This window comes from Lentibacillus kimchii (assembly GCF_055381965.1).
Window position 1 is genome coordinate 2512193 of the sequence record NZ_AP043934.1, and the last position, 19618, is coordinate 2531810.

General features: G+C 46.9%; 15 protein-coding genes. 4 read left to right on the forward strand and 11 right to left on the reverse strand.

Annotated elements, in window-relative coordinates:
* Positions 1-46 precede the first annotated feature (46 nt).
* Entirely contained in the window at positions 47-2662 is a 2616-nt protein-coding gene (locus ACZ444_RS13155; RefSeq protein WP_382359594.1) for an N-acetylglucosaminidase, read from the reverse strand.
* Positions 2663-3006: 344 nt separating this feature from the next.
* Between ACZ444_RS13155 and tagD the strand changes: the two genes are divergently transcribed.
* The 4 genes from tagD to ACZ444_RS13175 all read left to right on the forward strand — a co-directional run bounded on the left by tagD (position 3007) and on the right by ACZ444_RS13175 (position 7187).
* Complete coding sequence (gene tagD / locus ACZ444_RS13160; RefSeq protein WP_382359591.1) at positions 3007-3405, forward strand: glycerol-3-phosphate cytidylyltransferase; 399 nt, start codon at positions 3007-3009, stop codon at positions 3403-3405.
* A complete protein-coding gene (locus ACZ444_RS13165) occupies positions 3395-4582 on the forward strand; it encodes a CDP-glycerol glycerophosphotransferase family protein (RefSeq protein ID WP_382359588.1) in 1188 nt (395 codons plus the stop codon). Before tagD ends, ACZ444_RS13165 begins: the two co-directional genes overlap by 11 nt.
* A gap of 115 nt (positions 4583-4697) precedes the next feature.
* Positions 4698-5396 (forward strand): C39 family peptidase, encoded by a 699-nt coding sequence (locus tag ACZ444_RS13170; protein WP_382359585.1) that lies wholly within the window; start codon positions 4698-4700, stop codon positions 5394-5396.
* A 96-nt stretch (positions 5397-5492) separates the two neighbouring features.
* A complete protein-coding gene (locus tag ACZ444_RS13175; RefSeq protein ID WP_382359582.1) occupies positions 5493-7187 on the forward strand; it encodes an aryl-sulfate sulfotransferase in 1695 nt (564 codons plus the stop codon).
* 1220 nt (positions 7188-8407) lie between these two features.
* Here ACZ444_RS13175 and ACZ444_RS13180 read toward each other — a convergent pair.
* The 10 genes from ACZ444_RS13180 to ACZ444_RS13225 all read right to left on the reverse strand — a co-directional run bounded on the left by ACZ444_RS13180 (position 8408) and on the right by ACZ444_RS13225 (position 19538).
* Entirely contained in the window at positions 8408-9868 is a 1461-nt protein-coding gene (locus ACZ444_RS13180) for an APC family permease (protein ID WP_382359579.1), read from the reverse strand.
* A gap of 211 nt (positions 9869-10079) precedes the next feature.
* A complete protein-coding gene (locus ACZ444_RS13185) occupies positions 10080-11300 on the reverse strand; it encodes an amidohydrolase (RefSeq protein WP_382359576.1) in 1221 nt (406 codons plus the stop codon).
* 219 nt (positions 11301-11519) lie between these two features.
* Positions 11520-12596 (reverse strand): glycosyltransferase family 4 protein, encoded by a 1077-nt coding sequence (locus tag ACZ444_RS13190; protein ID WP_382359573.1) that lies wholly within the window; start codon positions 12594-12596, stop codon positions 11520-11522.
* 134 nt (positions 12597-12730) lie between these two features.
* Positions 12731-13021 (reverse strand): hypothetical protein, encoded by a 291-nt coding sequence (locus ACZ444_RS13195; protein WP_382359570.1) that lies wholly within the window; start codon positions 13019-13021, stop codon positions 12731-12733.
* Between the two features lie 105 nt (positions 13022-13126).
* Positions 13127-16177, reverse strand: a complete 3051-nt coding sequence (locus ACZ444_RS13200; protein ID WP_382359567.1) for an efflux RND transporter permease subunit — start codon at positions 16175-16177, stop codon at positions 13127-13129.
* Entirely contained in the window at positions 16174-17043 is an 870-nt protein-coding gene (locus ACZ444_RS13205) for an efflux RND transporter periplasmic adaptor subunit (RefSeq protein WP_382359564.1), read from the reverse strand. Before ACZ444_RS13205 ends, ACZ444_RS13200 begins: the two co-directional genes overlap by 4 nt.
* Positions 17044-17069: 26 nt before the next feature.
* Complete coding sequence (locus tag ACZ444_RS13210; RefSeq protein ID WP_382359561.1) at positions 17070-17933, reverse strand: TetR/AcrR family transcriptional regulator; 864 nt, start codon at positions 17931-17933, stop codon at positions 17070-17072.
* Between the two features lie 272 nt (positions 17934-18205).
* On the reverse strand, positions 18206-18508 hold the full coding sequence (locus tag ACZ444_RS13215; protein WP_382359558.1) for a hypothetical protein: 303 nt from the start codon (positions 18506-18508) through the stop codon (positions 18206-18208).
* 132 nt (positions 18509-18640) lie between these two features.
* A complete protein-coding gene (gene fabZ, locus ACZ444_RS13220) occupies positions 18641-19060 on the reverse strand; it encodes a 3-hydroxyacyl-ACP dehydratase FabZ (protein WP_382359555.1) in 420 nt (139 codons plus the stop codon).
* An 82-nt stretch (positions 19061-19142) separates the two neighbouring features.
* Positions 19143-19538 (reverse strand): DNA-directed RNA polymerase subunit beta, encoded by a 396-nt coding sequence (locus ACZ444_RS13225; protein WP_382359552.1) that lies wholly within the window; start codon positions 19536-19538, stop codon positions 19143-19145.
* Between the last annotated feature and the right edge of the window lie 80 nt (positions 19539-19618).

Sequence of the window (19618 nt, forward strand, 5' to 3'; positions counted from 1 at the left end):
GGCTGTTCTCCCCTGAATCAAGGCACTTCATAAAACTGGATTTCATTTACTTATACTGCGGCACATTGTACATCAGACGATAATTATCAAGCAGATTATAGATTCTGCTCATGTAGCGCGTCTGTTTATAAGCCCAGCCGATATCCGTAGCATACTGGTGGAATGATGGATGGTCATGATTGTCCGCATAAGCCGGATTCCAGCGCATTTGGTACAGGGTGCTCTGTCCGCTGTCGATGTAGCCGTGATCGATATAGTCAGCACCGCCCATAATGGCTTTATCAATCGAGAACCATCCTTGCTTATAAGCATATTTCGCTCCGGATTCTACCGCGCTGTCATCGTGTGCTTTGACGCCGAATAAGTTGTGAACTGTTTTAATGGCTGTCAGATCATCCTTGTTGTCGGATGTTACAAGCTGCGGATCGTCATCCTCATCCAAGCCGACTTCAATGCCCGTTGCGAGATCAGACGCACCATTCCCCGTCTCAAGAATCGCATGTGACATTAAATAGACTTCATTAACATCATGCTCACTGCCAGCCTTCACAAACTGCTGCGCTTGGCCGGCCAGCACACCTTTATTTTTCAGAATGCTGTCATTCACTTCTGAAACATCAATTTTGGCACTTTGAGTCAGTTCGACAAATTGCAGGGAGCCCCGGAAATTGCCTTCAAAGTTATCCGGATCCATATAGTAAGCTACGTCATCATGGCTTGCGGATTCGAAGCCGGACGATGTCCCCTCATCGGTTTTATTCGTTTTTTCCATTTGTTTATCGACCATATCATTCAGGGTCATATCGTACTGGCTCTTATTTTCATGGGCCACGTAGGCTTCATGTATCCAGATCCGCTCACCTTTGAAATCACCGCGGTACCACGTGTTTTGACCAACTGTTTCGGTCTTGTGAACTTGGAAAATGTCACCTTTGTAATTAGACAAATCATAAACTTTGTCTCTCGGGCCGCCCCAAGCTTTCGCATAGGCATTTCCAGGCTTGGTGATAAAAAAGGATTTACGTTTACGGTCTTTCGCCTTGTGGACATGTGTTGACATGTCACTGGCTTTAACCCAGCCGATGACACCACGCGTGCTGCTCGGCTTCTCACTGATTAAATAGTAAGTCCGGCTGCCGGCTTGAGCCTGTCGTTTAATGTAATAAACCGCATTATCGTAATCGTCCCCGCTGAACGAGGCTTCAGATCCATAAATCATAGAACCGCTGCGCAAATGCCCTAATCGGCTGGTCGGGCTTTCATTCAGCTTGGTGACATAATTCTCGTGCACCCAGATGCGTTCGCCATTAAAGTCGCCGCGATACCACGTGTTATGGCCGACCGTCTCGGTTTTATGGACATGGAAAACGTGACCTTTGAAATTGGAAAGGTCATAAATGTGGTCTTTCGAACCGCCCCAGGCTTTCGCATAAGCATTGCCGGAGCCTGTGAACGCGACCGTTTTCGGCTTGCGGTCTTTCGCCTCATGGACATGTGTCGACATGTCACTTGCCTTGACCCAGCCAATAACGCCACGCGTGCTGCTGGCCTGCTCACTGATCAGGTAGTAACGTTTGTCACCGGATTTGGATTTGGCCTGTTTTTTAATATAGTAAACAGCATCCTTATAATCTTCTCCGCTGAACGAGGCTTCAGATCCATAAATCATAGAGCCGTTGCGCAGATGCCCCAATTTGCTGGTCGGGCTTTCGTTCAGCTTGGTGACATAATTCTCATGCACCCAGATTCGTTCACCTTTGAAGTCGCCGCGATACCACGTGTTATGGCCGACTGTCTCGGTTTTATGGACACGGAACACATGGCCTTTGAAATTGGAAAGATCATAAATGTGGTCTTCCGAACCGCCCCAGGCTTTTGCATAGGCATTGCCGGAACCTGTGAACGCGACCGTTTTCGACTTGCGGTCTTTCGCTTTATGGACATGTGTCGATATGTCACTTGCCTTGACCCAGCCAATAACACCACGTGTGCTGCTGGCCTGCTCACTGATCAGGTAATAAAGCTCATTGCCTGCTTCAGCCTGTTCTTTAATGTAGTAAACAGCATCGAGGTAGTCATCCGAACTGAAGGCTGTACTCGCTTTGCCAGCCTGTTCATAGATAGACGCTCCTGCGTGCAGATGACCGAGTTTGCTCGCAGGGGAGGTCGTCACATTCGTCACAGACTGCGCGCTGATTGACGCCTGTTCCGGATCAGATGGTTTTGGAGACGGCTGCTCGGCAGTCACATCTGTGTCATCATCTGTTTCCGGCTGCTGAGCTTCTTCATCATCTGCAGACTGCCCCTCGTCAGTCTTTTGCTGCTCTGCTTCCGGGTCGGTCATTTCGTGATCTGACGACGATGTCTGATTTGAAGACGGGCTGTCTTCGGTGTCAGCTTCCCTCGCCTGATCATCATCCGCTTGGTCGTTTGAATCAGTGTCAGCTGACGGCTGCTTGTCCGATTTATCAGCATCTGCAGCGGATTCATCCTGTTCAGCTGTCTGTTCATCACTTGAAACCGGCTGATTGTTTTCGGCTGCAGCGGCTGCTTCGGGCTGATCGGATTCAGCCTGTGCATCAGTGTTGGCTGCGAACACACTAGAAGGCGCAACCGTACTGCACAGCAGGCATACAGCTAACACGATTGATAACTTTCTCATTTTATACCCCCATGCGACAATCGTGTGTTGTCTTGTATTTGCTAGATTAATAGTCAGACTGGACCTTCCTGTATTGTCAGAATATTAATCTACTCCGTGGCTATTATACTAGGAAAAAAATGAAATGGAAACCTTAATATGACAACTTTCATCAAATACTGCCATACGTATTCGCACGAACTGCGGCGTGTATTAACATAAAATACATGTTTATATTAGTTGACTTTCATAGTATAATAGCAATTAGTCTTCTAGGTATATAATGATTGGAAATAGAAGCAGCACACAAAGACTGAATAACGATCATACAAATAAATGAGGTCATAAACGGGAGGTTCTGTGACATGAAGAAAGTGATCACATACGGTACATTTGACTTGCTGCATGTCGGTCATATTAATATTTTACGGCGTGCCAAGGCATATGGTGATTATTTAATCGTAGCTATTTCGTCTGATGAATTCAACGCCCTTAAGCATAAACAGGCCTACTACACGTTTGAACAGCGCAAAGTGATTCTGGAAGCCATCCGCTATGTCGATGAAGTCATACCCGAGCATAACTGGGAGCAAAAGGCGGAAGACATTAATAAACATGATGTTGATGTGTTTGTTATGGGTGATGACTGGAGAGGTGAATTTGACTTCCTGAAAGACTCCTGTGAGGTTGTCTATTTGCCGCGGACAGTGGGAATATCAACAACTAAAATCAAATCTGATTTAAATATGACCAATGATGTTTAGAGAACTGGCCATTACGCTGTATCTGTTTGCTTTTCGCGTTATGTTTATGATCTTTAAACGGTTTCCCCAGAAGAAGAAAACAACATTTGTTGCTTCATTTGGGGAAAATATTTTGTACAGCGCAAGGGCACTTGAAAAGCAGACAGATGATCAGGTTGTTATTCTCAAAACTTCCCATTGCAGCACAGACTTCCGCACACCAACGAGAATTATAAGAACATTTGAGGTCAGCCGCATGCTGGACTGGCTGCGTTCTGTCTATCATTTGGCCACATCCCATGCGATTATTGTCGATAACTACTACGGGTTTCTGGCCGCCGCAGACTTCAAGCCAAATGTCCGCTGCATCCAGGTTTGGCATGCTGCCGGAGCCATTAAGAAATTCGGATTGGAAGACCCATCGAATCACTATCGTTCAAAAAGCGCGAATAAACGTTTCCGGAAAGTATATAGCCAGTTTGATTCGGTCGTCACTGGCTCAGACAATATGGCATCCATTTTCAAGCGGAGTTTCAACGTATCTGAAGAGCGTATTTTACGGACAGGCATACCAAGGACCGATTTCTTTTTCGATGAAGCGGCAAAACAGGAATCACGCGATGCATTAATTGCGGAATACCCGGTGCTGTATGACAAAAAAGTGCTGTTATATGCGCCGACTTACCGCGATGACACCATCGATATCAAGGATATACAACTGGATATCGATAAAATGCACCATGCTCTTAAACATGACTGCGTACTGCTCCTGCGCTTGCATCCGGCGGTCGAAAATGCGTTTCAGAATAAGTACCCTGGCTTTGTATTTAATGTATCCGGCCAGCATTCACTTAATCATCTTCTATTGGTAACGGATATTTTAATTACGGATTATTCATCTATTCCATTTGAGTTTTCACTTTTAAACAGGCCAATGGTGTTCTTCGCTTATGATCAGGAACAATACACGGAAGAACGCGGCTTTTGGGGATCCTATGAAGAACTTGTCCCTGGTCCTGTTGTCACGCATACTAATGAACTGATCAGCGTCATTGAACAGAATACGTTTGATTTCGAACGCATTAAGTCATTTGCGGATGAATGGAATCAATACTCACAAGGGACTGCAAGCGACAGTCTGATTAAAGCCGTCTATCAAACAGAAGACAGAACTTATGACGTTGTCCGTGAAGCCTAACCCGGAGGCAGTGATTGCCTCCGGGTTTTTAAAAAGCATACGTTTTCTCCATGAATTGAAAGATATGGCCTGGCATAATGATACTAGCGCAAGATCATAATTGGAGGTGGTGCACATGTCACTCAAACGATTGGCCGCCTATACAGGACTTGCTGGCATCTTTTGGCTGCTGGGACGCCGGCGGGTACAGGCACCGGGCAAGACGACAGTGATCACCGGGGTTCCCGCCTACAAACAATACCCCGAGCTGCCGACTGGATGTGAAGCTGCATCGCTCGCGATGCTGTTAAGCTGGGGACACGGCGAACCAGTGACAACATACACTGCAGCGGACAGCTTGAAGCAAGGTGACAAGGTCCATATGGCAGATGGCCAGCTCAAAGGTGCTCATCCTAATCAAGCGTTTGTCGGTGATCCGTATACCGATTCGGAAGACGGCAGCTACGGTGTGTTCGAAGGCCCGGTTCTGGAAGCACTGGAAACATTTATGCCCGGCCGCGGTGCTGATCTCTCAGGCAAACCATTCACAGCACTTATTGACATCATCCGCTCAGGCAGGCCCGTGCTCGCCTGGACCACACTGGCGCAGCGTGACACCTATTACGGACTGTCCTGGACCGCTCCGGATGGTCAGGTTATCGACTGGTATGAAAACGAACATGCTGTGGTGCTTATCGGAATCGATGCTGAGCACGTTATCTGCCATGACCCGCATACCGGAGAAGCCGAATTTTATGACCGGCAGCGCTTTGTCCGGAACTGGCAGTCTATGGGCAGACGAGCCATAACACTGACAGACAAAGCCGGCCATTAGAGCTAGCTGTCCACCGCATTATCTATTTCACGAATCTAGCGTCTATGGTAGAATAAGTGCAACGCCAAACAATGCCAGACAATAAGGAGCGGAAACATGAAAAAAATTTTAACCATCTCTGCCGTCGTTGTTGTTGCAAGCCTTGCATTTGTTTTTTTCTTTCTAAATAATGATACAAATCAGGAAGCGGACAACCATTCAAAAGATAGCGAGGCAGCAGAAAAACAGAAAGAAAAGCCTTACCCATACCCACCGAAAAAGGCTTCTAAACGCCTGGATAAACAAGAGAAGCTGGAAGCCACTATGGCGGATGAGAGTGAGGGCAGCACATTAAGTAATCCTTATGTCAAGCTGGATCCTTATGACCGAAGCCCGCTTGCAGCCTTGGTTGTTTTTGATACAGAGCAAGCAGCCAAAGTATCCTTTACCGTCAAGGGCAAGGACGCATCATCCACTATTTCCAATACAATTGATGATTATAGAACCCATCATGAGCTGGCTGTGTTAGGGCTTTATCCTGATCAGGACAATAAAGTGACCATTACAGCTGAAACAGAAGACGGCGACACATCCGAAAAAACGATCACGATTACAACTGAGAAATTACCGGATTACATTCCAACGGTTAACATTAAAACCGCTAAAAAAGACAAAATGGATATCCAGCCAAATGAGCTGACATTTGCTATACCGAGCACCAAATATAATTACGGCTTTGACACAAATGGTGATATCCGCTGGTATGGATCGGGCTATAACAGCCACATTTTCCACGAACTGGACAATGGTCACTTATTGTATCTGGGCAAGGATGACAATAGCGGAGGCGCTTATAATCGCCTGTTTGAAACCAATTATTTAGGCAAGTTATACAATGCCTTCAAGATCAGTGAAGAGGTTGCTGAAGCCGAATCTGACGGAATGGAGTCAACCCTGATACACCATGACGCTGCTGAATTGCCATCAGGAAATCTTCTTCTTACTGTCAATGATGATGAAGGCACGTATAAGGAAGATACGATGATCGAAATCAACCGTAAGACCGGCGATGTCGTCAACCAAATTGACTTAAAAGATCTGTTTCCAGCTGATGCGTATGAAGAATATGGCGGCAACGATTTTAAACCTGGCGATGATCCAGTAGATTGGTTCCATCAGAATGCCGTCGTTTATGATGATGATGATAACAGCATTATCATTTCTGGACGGAACAGTGACACCGTCATGAAAATTGATTATGAAACGGAAGAAATCCAATGGATCCTTGCTTATCCGGAAGACTGGGATAAGCAAATGGAACAATATTTAGTTGAGGGACAGGGCGACGACTTTAAATACCCGGCAGGCCAGCACGATGTCCGCATCCTGCCTGATTTTGACGATAATCCGGACACCATCGATTTGCTGCTGTATGACAATAATACCGTTGTGACGCGTGGTAATGAGGACTTATCCAAGGAATTCAGCGCTGCATCGCACTACCGGGTTAATGAAAAAACCAAGGAAGCCAAATTGATCTGGACATATGGTGAAGAACGCGGTGAGGACTTTTTCACTAATATTATTGGCAGTGCCCGCTACCAGCCAAATACCGGCAACGTGCTGATAGGATTTGGTCATGTGGACGAAGGCAACCAGAGCAATATTGTCGAAGTGACGCATGATGACGATGCCAATGTCGTCTTTGAGGCAGAAATGGACGACTTTCCTTCAGGTGCCTGGGTATATCGCGGTGTCCGTCACCAATTATATACCGACACCTGGGAAAATACCGCTTCCTTTCTTGAATAGAACGATTTAAAAGGCAGCGGCAATAACAATTATAAATAACAAGCAAAAAGGTGGCTGGGACAAAACCCTCGCTGAATGAAAATGATAAGCATAGTACGAAGCTGGGACAAAAAGTACGAACCACTTGCGTGACTGAACCGCTCCGGAGAAAGACGTCGCTTTCCGCGGGCGGCTGGTGAGCCTTCTCGCGCTGGCGCGCTCCGGGGTCTCACCTATCCTTTGCTCCCGCAGGAGTCTCCGTCTTTTCCTCCGCTAAATCGGAGCATGTTCGACGCTTGAGGTATTCATTTTCGTTATGTCCCAGCCCCCTTTCAATGTTGTATGCTGCTATGCAATGCACCAGTCGTGTCCAGTTTGCTGGATCCATGCCATGTTAAAACGTCAGGAAATCTTTGTAGATCAATAATTAAGTATGACTCTTGTTTTTCTTAAAATTTATAGAAATATAAATATGACTGGTAATATTAAAGCTATCCCTAGACAAATAATAGCAGCTGCTTTTGATTGCTTAGTAATTCTCTCATCTTTTTTATGCAGGCTCTCAATAAAGGATAGAGTGAAATAAAAGCTGGAAATAGTTAGTAATACCGAAATAATTGCTATCCAACCCACCACAGACATAATACCTCCTCTAATAGTTATGAACTCTCACCAATCTGGCCCGATTCAGGCACAGTGTTTATTCAGCAACGGCACTTGCTTGTTCAATTACTTTCTCTAGGGGCAGGTAAGAATTTTGTGAAATAAGCGGCTAAGATTATTAGAAAAAAGCTTATAGTCCAGGATAATAACCCCATAAAATTAAACCAATAAGCTGAGATATTTATCAAAGCTACAAGCAAAAAGCAGATTGACGTTAACGCACTTTTTACACCTGAGGCACCTACTTTTTTTCTTTTTTAATTATAAATGGTATGACAACTATAAAAGCGACTATTGAGATTATATATAACACATTTAAGATCATTTTTTTAGCTCCTTATCAAACAATCTGGCCTGTTTATGGCACGGTACTTAACAATTATTTTAACATAAAAGGTCTCGTACCTTTGAAACAATTAGAGAAAAAAGTAAGTGTATTTAAAAAATTCATTAAAATATACAGAGGAGTGTAAACCTTATTAAAAACAGGGATGCTCAATCATATATAATTGGCACCCCTGTTTCATATACTGTTTTTTTGTTTTCTTCCCTGCTGAACCCGTTACGGTAACTCAGATTTAATCCTGATGTTTCATTTTGATTTCTTTTGAGCCCAGGATCAGATAGTTAAGCTCGTCCGTCGGGATTTGCTGCAATTCTTTGCGATGCGTCAGATAAAAGATAGCTCCGAGCACAATCCAAACGATGAGTGCGATGAACGATTCTTTGCCTAGTGCAGCTGGTGAACCTGGAATGAGCAGGAGTGCCAGAAAGGCAATGCTCGCTGCCATACCGAGGGCTGCAAATACTTTCTTTACCGGTGCGACACTATATTTATCCGTGTTGAAATCACGGTTTCCGGACCACAAGAATAGCCTGAACGCCGTAAAACAAGTATAAAAGTAAGCAATCGTTACACCAACCGAAGACATATCCACGACCCATGTCAGAGCCTCACGCCCAAACCATGGTGCCACCATCGCCACACCAACCGTGAAGATGATGCTGACATGCGGCGTTTCATACTTGGGATGCAACTTGGAGAATATCGATGGAAGAACCCGGGCGCGTGACATCGCGAATAGCAAACGGCTGGCTGACATAATAAAACCGTTCAGTCCGGTGAAAATGCCCATCGTCAAGCCTGCAACCAGAATAACAAGGCCGGCATTGCCGAGCAGTCCCTGAATGGCTGCACCCGTTCCCCACGTTTGATCTTGGGCAACGAGACTCTGCCACGGCGCAATCATAGACGTGGCAAACACCATCAGGCCGTAGAGCAGCGCTGCAAAGAAAATGGCCAAAATGATTAAACTAAAAGCTTTTCGCGAGGAAAAATGAAATTCCTCGGCCGCCTGCGGAACATTATCAAAACCAACATAAGCCCACGGCGCAATGGCCACAATCGAAATGATCGCCGCAAATGCGGTTTTATCGGTTGTGAATAATGGCTGCACATTGGAAAGACCTGATCCAGGCTGGACACCTACCATGACCGTAATCGCAATCACACTAAGTACCATAATGGTGCAAAACACAAACTGCATCCGGCCGGAAAGACTGGATCCCCGAATATTAAAGTAACCGAAAATTCCCAGCAGCACCGAGGCAATCAGCACTTCCGTGAAGTGAACATTCCAGCCGGCAATCGTATACATATGCATCGTGTTAAGGATCGACGGAAACACAAATTTGATCATCAGAGCAAATGCCGAAGCATTTAGCGCGACAATACACAAATAGCCCAGCGTCAGAAACCAGCCGCTGATAAACGCATGTGTGCGTCCCAGACTGATATACGAGTAAGCGAATTCGCCGCCTGATACCGGAAAACTTTTAACCATAAAACCGTAGCTTACAGCAATCAGCATCATGAGCAGTGCACCGATGGACAGCCCGATAATGACGCCCATTGGGCCAGCTGTATCCATCCAATTGGTGGGCTGCACAAACACGCCCCAGCCGATTGATGAGCCCAGGGCTATCGCCCAGACCCAATGCGGCTTTAACGATTGCTTTAAGGTTGTACGCTTTTCCATGATTTATCTCCTTTTTGCATTTGATTGAGACTATCCTGTTGGCTATACCAGACTTTACTGCCGTTTGCAAAATCAGATGGCAACAATGATTCAGACAGGCTTGCAATGCTTACGGGGTCAGCTGCTATGTTAAAAATCAGCTGATATCAGCTGATTTTTACTAACTGGGCGCTACTGATCATGCCGCTAATAATTCTTTTCTTAACAGCCATTAAAACGAACCGGAAATGACGTTCCCTTGAAACATCGTTACTAAACGTTCGCGCCGTCTGGCTACTACTTCTGCCGAGCAGGTGGCATCGGCAAATGTAAAGCTCGCCTCATCGCCAATGTGCGGCCAAACCTGTTCGCCGGCTTCATTCAGAGGTGTCTTGCCGCCCGTGATAAATGACAGCGTCTGACTGAGGGATCGTTCATCCACCCACTGGGAAACTTCGGCCAAACGATTGGCCCGTTCTAATACATCGCCATTGCCGAATGGTGACCATACATCAAAAATATTATCACAGCCAAGCGCGACGTTGACACCACGTCCGGCAAGCAGAGGAAGCGGCGGGAACCGGCCGTCAATCGGCACATTGGAAATAATCGCAATTCCTGCCTCCTGCAATTGCTCGGCCATTTCTGCCGCCTGTGACACCGGAATATCTCCGAGTCCAAAAGCGTGACTGACCGATACATTTCCCTGCAGTCCGGCTTCCTTCGTTAATTGTGCTAAACGCTGCATTGTAAAAATGCCTAAATGACCAGCATCGTGTAAATGCAAATCAATGCCGGCATTTTCCGTTGCCGCAAGCTCAACCGTAGTTTGCAGCGACGTTTCAATATCACCGTCCACCATTGCAGGATCAACACCGCCCACATAGTCTGCACCATTTCGAAGCGCGTCTCTAACCAGATCTTGTGCCCCGGAGCGCAGTAAACCATGCTGCGGGAATGCTACCAGCTCAGACGATAACTGACCTTCATAGGTCTCCAGCGCTTTTTGCACTTCCTCCAGGTTCGTTAGCCCTGCTTCCGGGTAAATGTCGACATGACTGCGCACATGCGTCACACCAGATGATGCGTAACAATTAAGCAGCTTCTCAGCACGCGTCTGCGTCGTTGTCTCCAATGATGACAAGACATTTTTCTCAATGTCAAAACGCTCGAAAATACTGTCAACAAGTGTGACCGAACGCCACTGATCACCCAGCAGTGTCTTGTCCAGATGACAGTGTTTTTCAATAAACGAAGGGATCAGCAGCAGGCCACCGGCATCTGTTTGAGGTAAATCATCCGTCAATGAATCGGCAGCCGGGACAACCTGGCTCACCTTCCCATCCTCGATCAGTAGATTAAACAAGTCTGTTGCCGTTCCCGTTATTCTGCCTTGAAACGTTTGATAGCCTGTCTCCAATAATGCATTTGTAAGCCAAAACGCCGTCGTCATGATAATCGGTCCTTTCCATTGTCAGCCTCATGGTGATCCGTTCTAATTCAACCGTTGACGCATGTCATTCTACAGCAAATGGTCGCTATTTTCTATAAATAAGGCTGACCCTGTATCATCACCGAACCGACACCGAACGTGCAAAAATCTCACACAGGATCTTATATAAAAAATCACCCACCAGCAGTCCGGCGGATGATTGATCTGCATCAATACCTTTCAATGCCCCTTACCCCGCCTCCGGAACAGACGTTTCAAGCCTTCCAGCACTGGACGTCTGCCATCCGTTACCAGGCCGCCTGCTTCTGCAAAGATTTGCAGCAGAAACAGGACGAGAATCGTAATACCGATGCCGACCAGCACGTTAGCGGAGGAGAAGAGAATAGCCATCGTTCCAAATAAAGCACTGAACCCATAAAGCACCAGAACGGTCTGCCGGTGACTCAAGCCTGCAGCCAGCAGCCGGTAATGGATATGTTTATTATCAGGCATCATGATCGGATCCTGATGATAGGCGCGGCGAACCATGGTAAACAAGGTATCAAAAATAGGCACAGCAAGCACAATCACGGGTATGATGAAACCGAAAAGCGTGAGATTTTTAAACAGGCCAACAATCGACACAACCGCAATCATGAAGCCGAGAAAATTCGAACCGGCATCCCCCATATAAATATGAGCTGGATGGAAATTATGGTATAGAAACCCAAGATTCGCCCCAATTAGAATAATGCACAGAGCAGCCGGAAGCGCTTGTCCGTCAATGATCGCCATCACGAACATACTCGAAAGCGCAATCGTCGAAACACCAGTGGCCAGCCCATCGAGCCCGTCTAATAGATTAATGGCATTGGTTATGCCGACAATCCAGACGGCTGTTATCAGAACACTCAAGAAGCCAAGATCAATTCTCCCGATTGCAGGAAGGGTGATTTGTTCAATCACCAGATCAGAGGAAATCAAAAAAGACGCCGCCATCAGCTGACCCGCTAATTTAACCACCGGACGAAGGGAGAAGCGGTCATCCAATGCCCCTGTGATCAGAATAACGACTGCCCCGAGCACAATCGCCAGCAAATGGTCATGCTGTGGCTGTATATAAAGCCCGCCAAGCAGCGTCCCGAGAAATATAGCCAGACCGCCCAGTCTTGGTGTTGAGTTTGTATGTATTTTACGCTCATTCGGCATATCGACCACTTTGATTTTAATGGCCAGCTTTTTAACAGGATAGGTTAATAGAAATGTCGATACAAGGGCAATTAAACATGCAATCGCCCAATCACTGTAATTGAACATAATGGATCCCCTTGATCGCTTCCGTATGTTAAACGTGCCAGATATGTCTAAATTATAGCTGACTGTTGGCGGTGAGACAAATTTAAATCAGCAGTCTGTCATGCTTGCTGATTAACCGCTCGTTTTCGCCCGTTTTAACGTTCCGGTGTCGCAGCGTCGATGATTAAGATAATGGCGGTTATGATATGCATGAGCATGCCAAGTATCGGGATGACACCGACAAATGATGTGACCATGCCGAGCACACTTCCCGCAATACTTCTATTCCCTCTGTTTGCCAGAAGCAATGTTATAAGGTGCAGGATGAACATGACTAACAGGATGCCCCATGTTGTACTAAAAACAAGGGAACCGCCGATTATCGGAATTCCGAGAAACGCTTCACAGCCACCGGTTACCCATTTCATCATTCGTGACCATGCCATTATGCTACCTCCTTCATATATCATTTATCATAGCAAACTTTTTAAAACCATGCCAGCTTGTGTCCTTTTATAAAGGCTCCCTGCCGCGGCAGGGAGCCTTTACTATTATTTAGCTTTCTTTCCGCGGCGTGTGAATTTTGCCGTCAGGTCATCAAACAGTGTATAGACCACGGGTATGAACAACAGGGTGAAGATGCTGGAAACCGTCAAACCAAATATAATCGTAATGGCTAGTGGCTGCTGCATTTCCGCACCCTCGCCAAGCGCCAGTCCGAGCGGCACCATCGCGAGAATCGTCGTCAATGTCGTCATCAGTATCGGCCGCAGACGGCTGGCACCTGCTTCGATAATTGCGGTATATCGATCGCTGCCATAGCCTTCACCGCGCAGTATATTAATATAATCAACCAGCACGATCGAGTTATTAACAACAATACCGGCCAGCATAATAATCCCGATAAACGCCGGAATACTCAGCGGCAGCCCCGTTATAAAGAAGCCGAACAATACACCTATAATCGTTGTCGGCAGTGAAAACATAATAACAAACGGGAATAAGAAGTTTTCAAACTGCACCGCCATCACGGCATAAACAAGGAAAATCGAGAACACCAGCGCGACAGACAAGTCCTTGAACGAGCTAGCCATATCCTCAGCCTGGCCGCCGATGTTATAGTCGTAGCCTTCTGGAAAGTTCATACTGTCCAATCGGTCCTGGATATCATTTGTAACGCTTCCCAGATCACGGCCCGCTATTTCTGACGTCACATTCAGCTGCGGCTGCTGATCTTCACGCTGCAATGTCGCTGGGCCTTGTGTTTCTTCCAGCGTAACCACTGATTTCAGTGGAACAGATGCACCGCTTTTCGACTGAATGGACACATCCTCCAGGTCACTGATCGTGCTGCGCTCATCTTCCGGATACTTGAGCGTCACATCCATTTCACTTCCGTCTTCACGGTACTTGGCAGCTGTCTGGCCAGTGAACTGGAGCTGAAGCTGACCTGTTATCTGCTGTGCCGTCAGTCCGTACATCGCTGCTTTTTCAGAATCGATGTCAATGTGCATCTGCGGTGTGCCCTTCTCAGCAGATGATGCAGGATTACTCACACCGTCTACTTGGGAAATCTCGTCAGTTACTTCAGCAGCCAGATCATTCAGAACGTCATGTTCCGGTCCGCTCAAACTGATTTGCACCGGATCCCCCAGACCGGACGCACTATTGGTTGACTGGACGGTTATATCCGCGCCAGGTACCGACTTGAGATCCTCAGTCATCGATTGTACCACTTCTTCGGTTGATTGTGAGCGCTCAGATGAAGACGTCAGTTCCATCATATAGGATGCTTGATTGGACGCATCACCGCCAACATTGAGATAAGTAGTCTCAAGCACATCGTCATAGTCACCTAAACGGGTGTTAACCTTCTCGGTCACGTCTTCTGTGTGCTCCTTAGTACTTCCTGTGTCTGTTTTCACAGTCACTTGCAGCTGTCCCTGGTCCGATGATGGAATAAACGATGCACCTATCGCCGGAATGAGCAGCAGACTGCCAACAATCAGGGCCAGCGTCCCGAAAACAGTTGTTTTCCGGTGACCCAGCACCCATTTCAGTGCCGATTGATAGCCGTTTGTCACGCGATCAAGGACCCGGCTGAACCAATAACGCTTGCCGCTGTTTTCAGTGGCTTTAACGAGCAATTTCGATGACAGCATTGGTACGAGCGTTATCGCTACAACCAAAGATGCAATCAGGGCGAAGGAAATCGTTATAGCCAGCGGTGCAAACAGATTGGCTGCAATTCCGTCAACAAAGATCATCGGCAAAAAGACAACCAATGTCGTCGTTGTTGATGCAATCACAGCTGGCGTCAGTTCCGATGCCCCTTTAATGGCTGCATCCTTCAGTGAATAGCCCCGCTGTCGGTACGTATATATGTGCTCCAGTATTACGATAGAGCTGTCGACCATCATGCCAAGGCCAAGCGCCAGCCCTCCCAGAGTCAGCACATTCAGCGTCTCACCTGTGAAATACATCAGCGAGAATGTCGATATAATGGCAATCGGGATCGATACACCAATAACGAGCGTCGCCCGGAAACTTTTCAAGAACAGCAGTAAAATCAGGAAGGAGATGATACCGCCGATCAGAATATTCTGGATCACCGATCTAATGGACATTTTAATCGAATCAGACGTATCAATGACAACATCAGCACTTACCCCTGACGGGAGATCCTCCTGAACATTACTCATGCTGTTATGAATGGTATCAGCAACCGATACTGTGTTGGCATCGGTTTTTTTCATGATCGATAACACAACAGCCTGATCACCGTTTACCATTGTTTCCCCTGATGATCCTTTATACGTATCGTTAACGTCGGCCACATCATCGACATGAACCGTTTCATCTGACTCAGTAGGCACAAGCGTATTTCGGATCTCATCAAGTGAGTCAAATTCACCAATCACTCTCAGCTGCAGATCCTTGTTGCCCTTTTTAACAGTACCGGCAGAGGACGACTGGTTCGAGTTCTTCAGAGCCTGACTGATCGAATTAGCCGTTACCCCATATTCCTGGAGTTTGGCTTGATCGAGTTCGAGTTGAATCTCCCGGTCTTTGGCTCCTTCAACATTGACGGATGCGACCCCGTTCTGCCGTTCAAGAAACGGCACAATCTGGTCATCCGCAACTTGCGTCAATTTTGTTGCATCATCACCTGTGAGGCTCACCTGCATAACCGGCATTTGATCCGGGTCGAATCGCAAAACACTCGGATCTCCGGCACTTTCGGGCAAAGAACCTTTCACTTTATCGATGTTTTCCCGCACATCGAGCATCGCCTGGTCAAGATCTGTCCCGCTGTTGAACATCATCATAACCAGCGAGCTGCCAGACTGAGACTGCGATTGCACGGTGTCAATGCCTTCTATCGAACTGACAGAAGACTCAACCGGACGGCTGATTAAATCCTCTACTTCTTCAGGTGCCGCTTCCGGGTACGATGTCGCCACAACCGCGATCGGCAAATCAATATCGGGAAGCAGATCAACATTCAAGTTACGAACTGAGACCGTTCCGAGCGCAATAATCGCCAGAACGATCATAATGACGCCTACAGGCCGTTTGACTGATGATTTAACAAGCTTCACGAATTACCCCCCTCTTGGACAACGTCAACATCTGCACCGTCCGATAGGGTTAGAAGACCGTTCACGACCACTTGATCGCCTTCCTTAACATCGCCTTTAACAGCTGATTTTTTCGATTGGCTTTCTTTCACAGTCACATCCTTCTTCACGGCCTTATCATCCTCAACGACATAAACGAAGGTTTCACCGCTTTCGGTAACGACAGCTTCTGTCGGCACAATCAGCGAATCGCTAACCTTTTTCTTCGGCACAATCAGCTTAGAAATCATGCCGGCTAAAATATTGCCATCCGCATTATCAACCGATGCCTTAACTGGGTAAAGACCTGTATCATCAGGCATTGAGCCGACAGACGTGATAGCAGCGTCATATTCTGTTCCATCGATAACCGCCGTATACGTATCATCTGTCCCTAAGTCTTGCTGCTCATCAGCCGTCACCGTATACGAAAGGGTCATGGGATCGAAGTCAGCAATCACCATAAGCGGCTTTTCCTGTGACGCCATGTCATTCTCCTGAACATTCAAATTAGTGATTTCGCCGTCTGTCCGTGCATTAATTGTCTGTTCGCCGGCCTGGCTCTTAATCGTTGCCAGATGATCATCTTCCTCAACCATATCACCATCGGCCACGTTCAGTTCGGTTACCTCACCGGGACTCTGTACCATGACAGGCGTTGTTTTATCCGGCTTGGTGCGCCCGTACAGCGATTGATTAATCACGAGATCATCGGCTGTCACTTTCGCCGTTTCAACGGAAGTTACCTGATCCTCCTGGTCCTTGTCATCGTCTTCTGCGTCCTGACTGCATGCAGCGAGTATCCCTATAAGTAAAACCACTGCAATGCTCACACTTATTTTTCGCATGGCTGAATCTCCTCTTCTCCAGTTTTTTAGTCCAATAAATCGATATGTAACTGACGTGCTATTTCATGACAATCCGGTACAAAAGCCGGTATGCGCTGAAAGTGAACAAGCAGCCCCTGAATCAGCGGTGCTTGCGATTCATCCTTTTCAATCGCCTCAAAAAGCATATTAAGCGCATCATGCAGCTGCTCAGCTTTTTCTGAAGTCAGATTTAATGTATCGATTTTGGCTTGCATGGCCGTCAAAACTGACGTGACATCCGAGACTCCCCGAGACCACTCTTCAACGTGATTCATTGTCACGAGCGGTGCTTCCCCGCGTTCGAGCATTCCTTTCACCATATCATCAATCCGTCGTACAAGATATGTGCCTAAGTAATGGCGGTCAATAGCGATGCCATCAATAATAATCCATTTAAAATAGCCGTTCATCAGACCTTCAAGCTGAATAACAAGATCCGGGTAAAAGCCCGCCATTTCCGTACCGTAAATCTGCTGGATATTTTGCTGCAGCCAGTTAAAATGCGCCAGTTTCATCTGCTGAATCAGTGTATCCGTTTGAGTTCCCATAACACTGTTCTCGCGAAGATACATTGTCAGCACTTCTTTATATTTGTAAATAAACTGGGTAACAACATCGATCTGCTTGGCCAGGCTGTCACTTGGTGTAAGGTTTTCTTCCTGCACGTGCTGTATCCGGTTGCTGATTTCCTGGTAATAGAGGTGTAGAGCGGTCATAACAAAATCTTTTTTCGAGTGGAAATGCAGATAAAATGCCCCTTTAGACATACCTGCTTCAGTTGCAATCGTTTCAATCGATGTCGCATGATACCCTTTCTCAGAAAACAGCATCATGCCGGACTCGATCAATTTCAGCTTCTTCGGATTCATAACAACACCTGATTTTCTTTTTTGAGTTCATGGTTTAAAGACGGGTATGGCTTCTGATGCCCATAAGTATGGTGAGAGTGTTCGATTCGGCACATCGTCATATAAAACTAACCGGTCAGTCATCTTAATATTCTACATGCCAAATACGGTAAAAGCAACCAAAAAAACGCCCCCGGAAATGTCATGACCTCAGGGAGAAGCGCTGTATGCGCTTTTTCGTCTGAGACGCCATAAACAGGGGCGGGCGGGCTTGGCCAGATCTGATGCTTTGTTTACTGGTTCGTGTCATTTTCCATCCGATCATCGCTCTGGTCTTTATTATTTGAGGGGTTATTACGGCCGTCATAGCTTTTCTTATCCGTGTCAATCTGATCCTCTTTCGGTTCACCGCTATCATTTAAATGCGGATCATCCTCATCAGGCCCGTTCATATCGGGGGATTTATTTTCTTCATTGGCCGGGGCGTTATTCGGCTTATCATCTTTATCATTTTCGTCAGTGTCCCCGCAGGCTGTAAGCACCGACAGAGCCATTAGCAGCACACCAAGTTTCCGGTAGAAGCTAAATTTGCGCACGTTGCGTTCCTCCTTTAATGTCACCGCGTTTGGCTTAGTATAACCTGTTCAGCCAAAGTGATACAGATGCTCACTTATCTGTTGGAGGAACGCCATGCTGCCGGTGCTTAGTCAGCGAAACGAACGAATCATCTATTGAATCGCAAATGTAATCTCAGCCTCACAGGCCGTTTCCCCGTCAACGGTGGCGATACCCTTTCCTTTGCCAATTGACCCTTTCAGACGGGTGATTTCCACTTCTAATTGCAGCTGATCGCCTGGCTTCACCTGGCGTTTAAAGCGGCATTTGTCCAGGCCTGCCAAAAAGCCGATTTTCCCTTCATTCTCCTCACTGCCGAGGACACCAATCGCCCCTGCCTGAGCTAAGGCTTCTACGATCAGAACACCAGGCATAACGGGGTAGTCGGGAAAATGGCCCTGGAAGAATGGCTCATTAGCCGAAACATTCTTAATACCAACAACCCGCTGGCCTTCTTCTATGTCCGTCACTTTATCAACCAGCAGGAACGGATAGCGGTGCGGAATCCGTTCTTTAATATGTTCGTTATCCATGTCAATCGCTCCTTCAGGTGGGATGATATAGTTTCAGGCTGCCAGCCGTTCAGCCTGTGACGACCTTGAAAAACAGCACGTTCTAAGTTCCTTTTGCAACGAGATCAATGATGTGCTGCCATGTTTCCCATTTCAGGGCGTTCATTGGGCTGCCGTCTCCAATAACGCCATAGCCAATCATTAACCCGGCGCCAAGTGCTAGAGCTGAAAGAATCAGAACGATAAGCAGCCGCAGCCATATCGGAAACACCCGCCGGCGCGGCTTTTTTTGCCTGCTCTGTTTGGCTTGTTTTTTCTTTTGTGCCGGTTCCTGCTGCGCTTCATGATCTTTTGCTGAAACATGCCGTTCGGCTTCCCCAACACTTGCCGCCTGCTCGTCATGTGGTTCACCGGCTACTGGCTCCTGTTCTGTTTTCTCATCAGCCGTCAGCTGATTGTTTTCATCAGTTGCGGCTTGCTTGCTTTGATCTGTTGACATGACTTTTCTCCTCACATCCATTTGCTGCCTCAGCCCTCAGCTGGATTACCGGATACATGACTCAGGATGTCCCGGTCAGC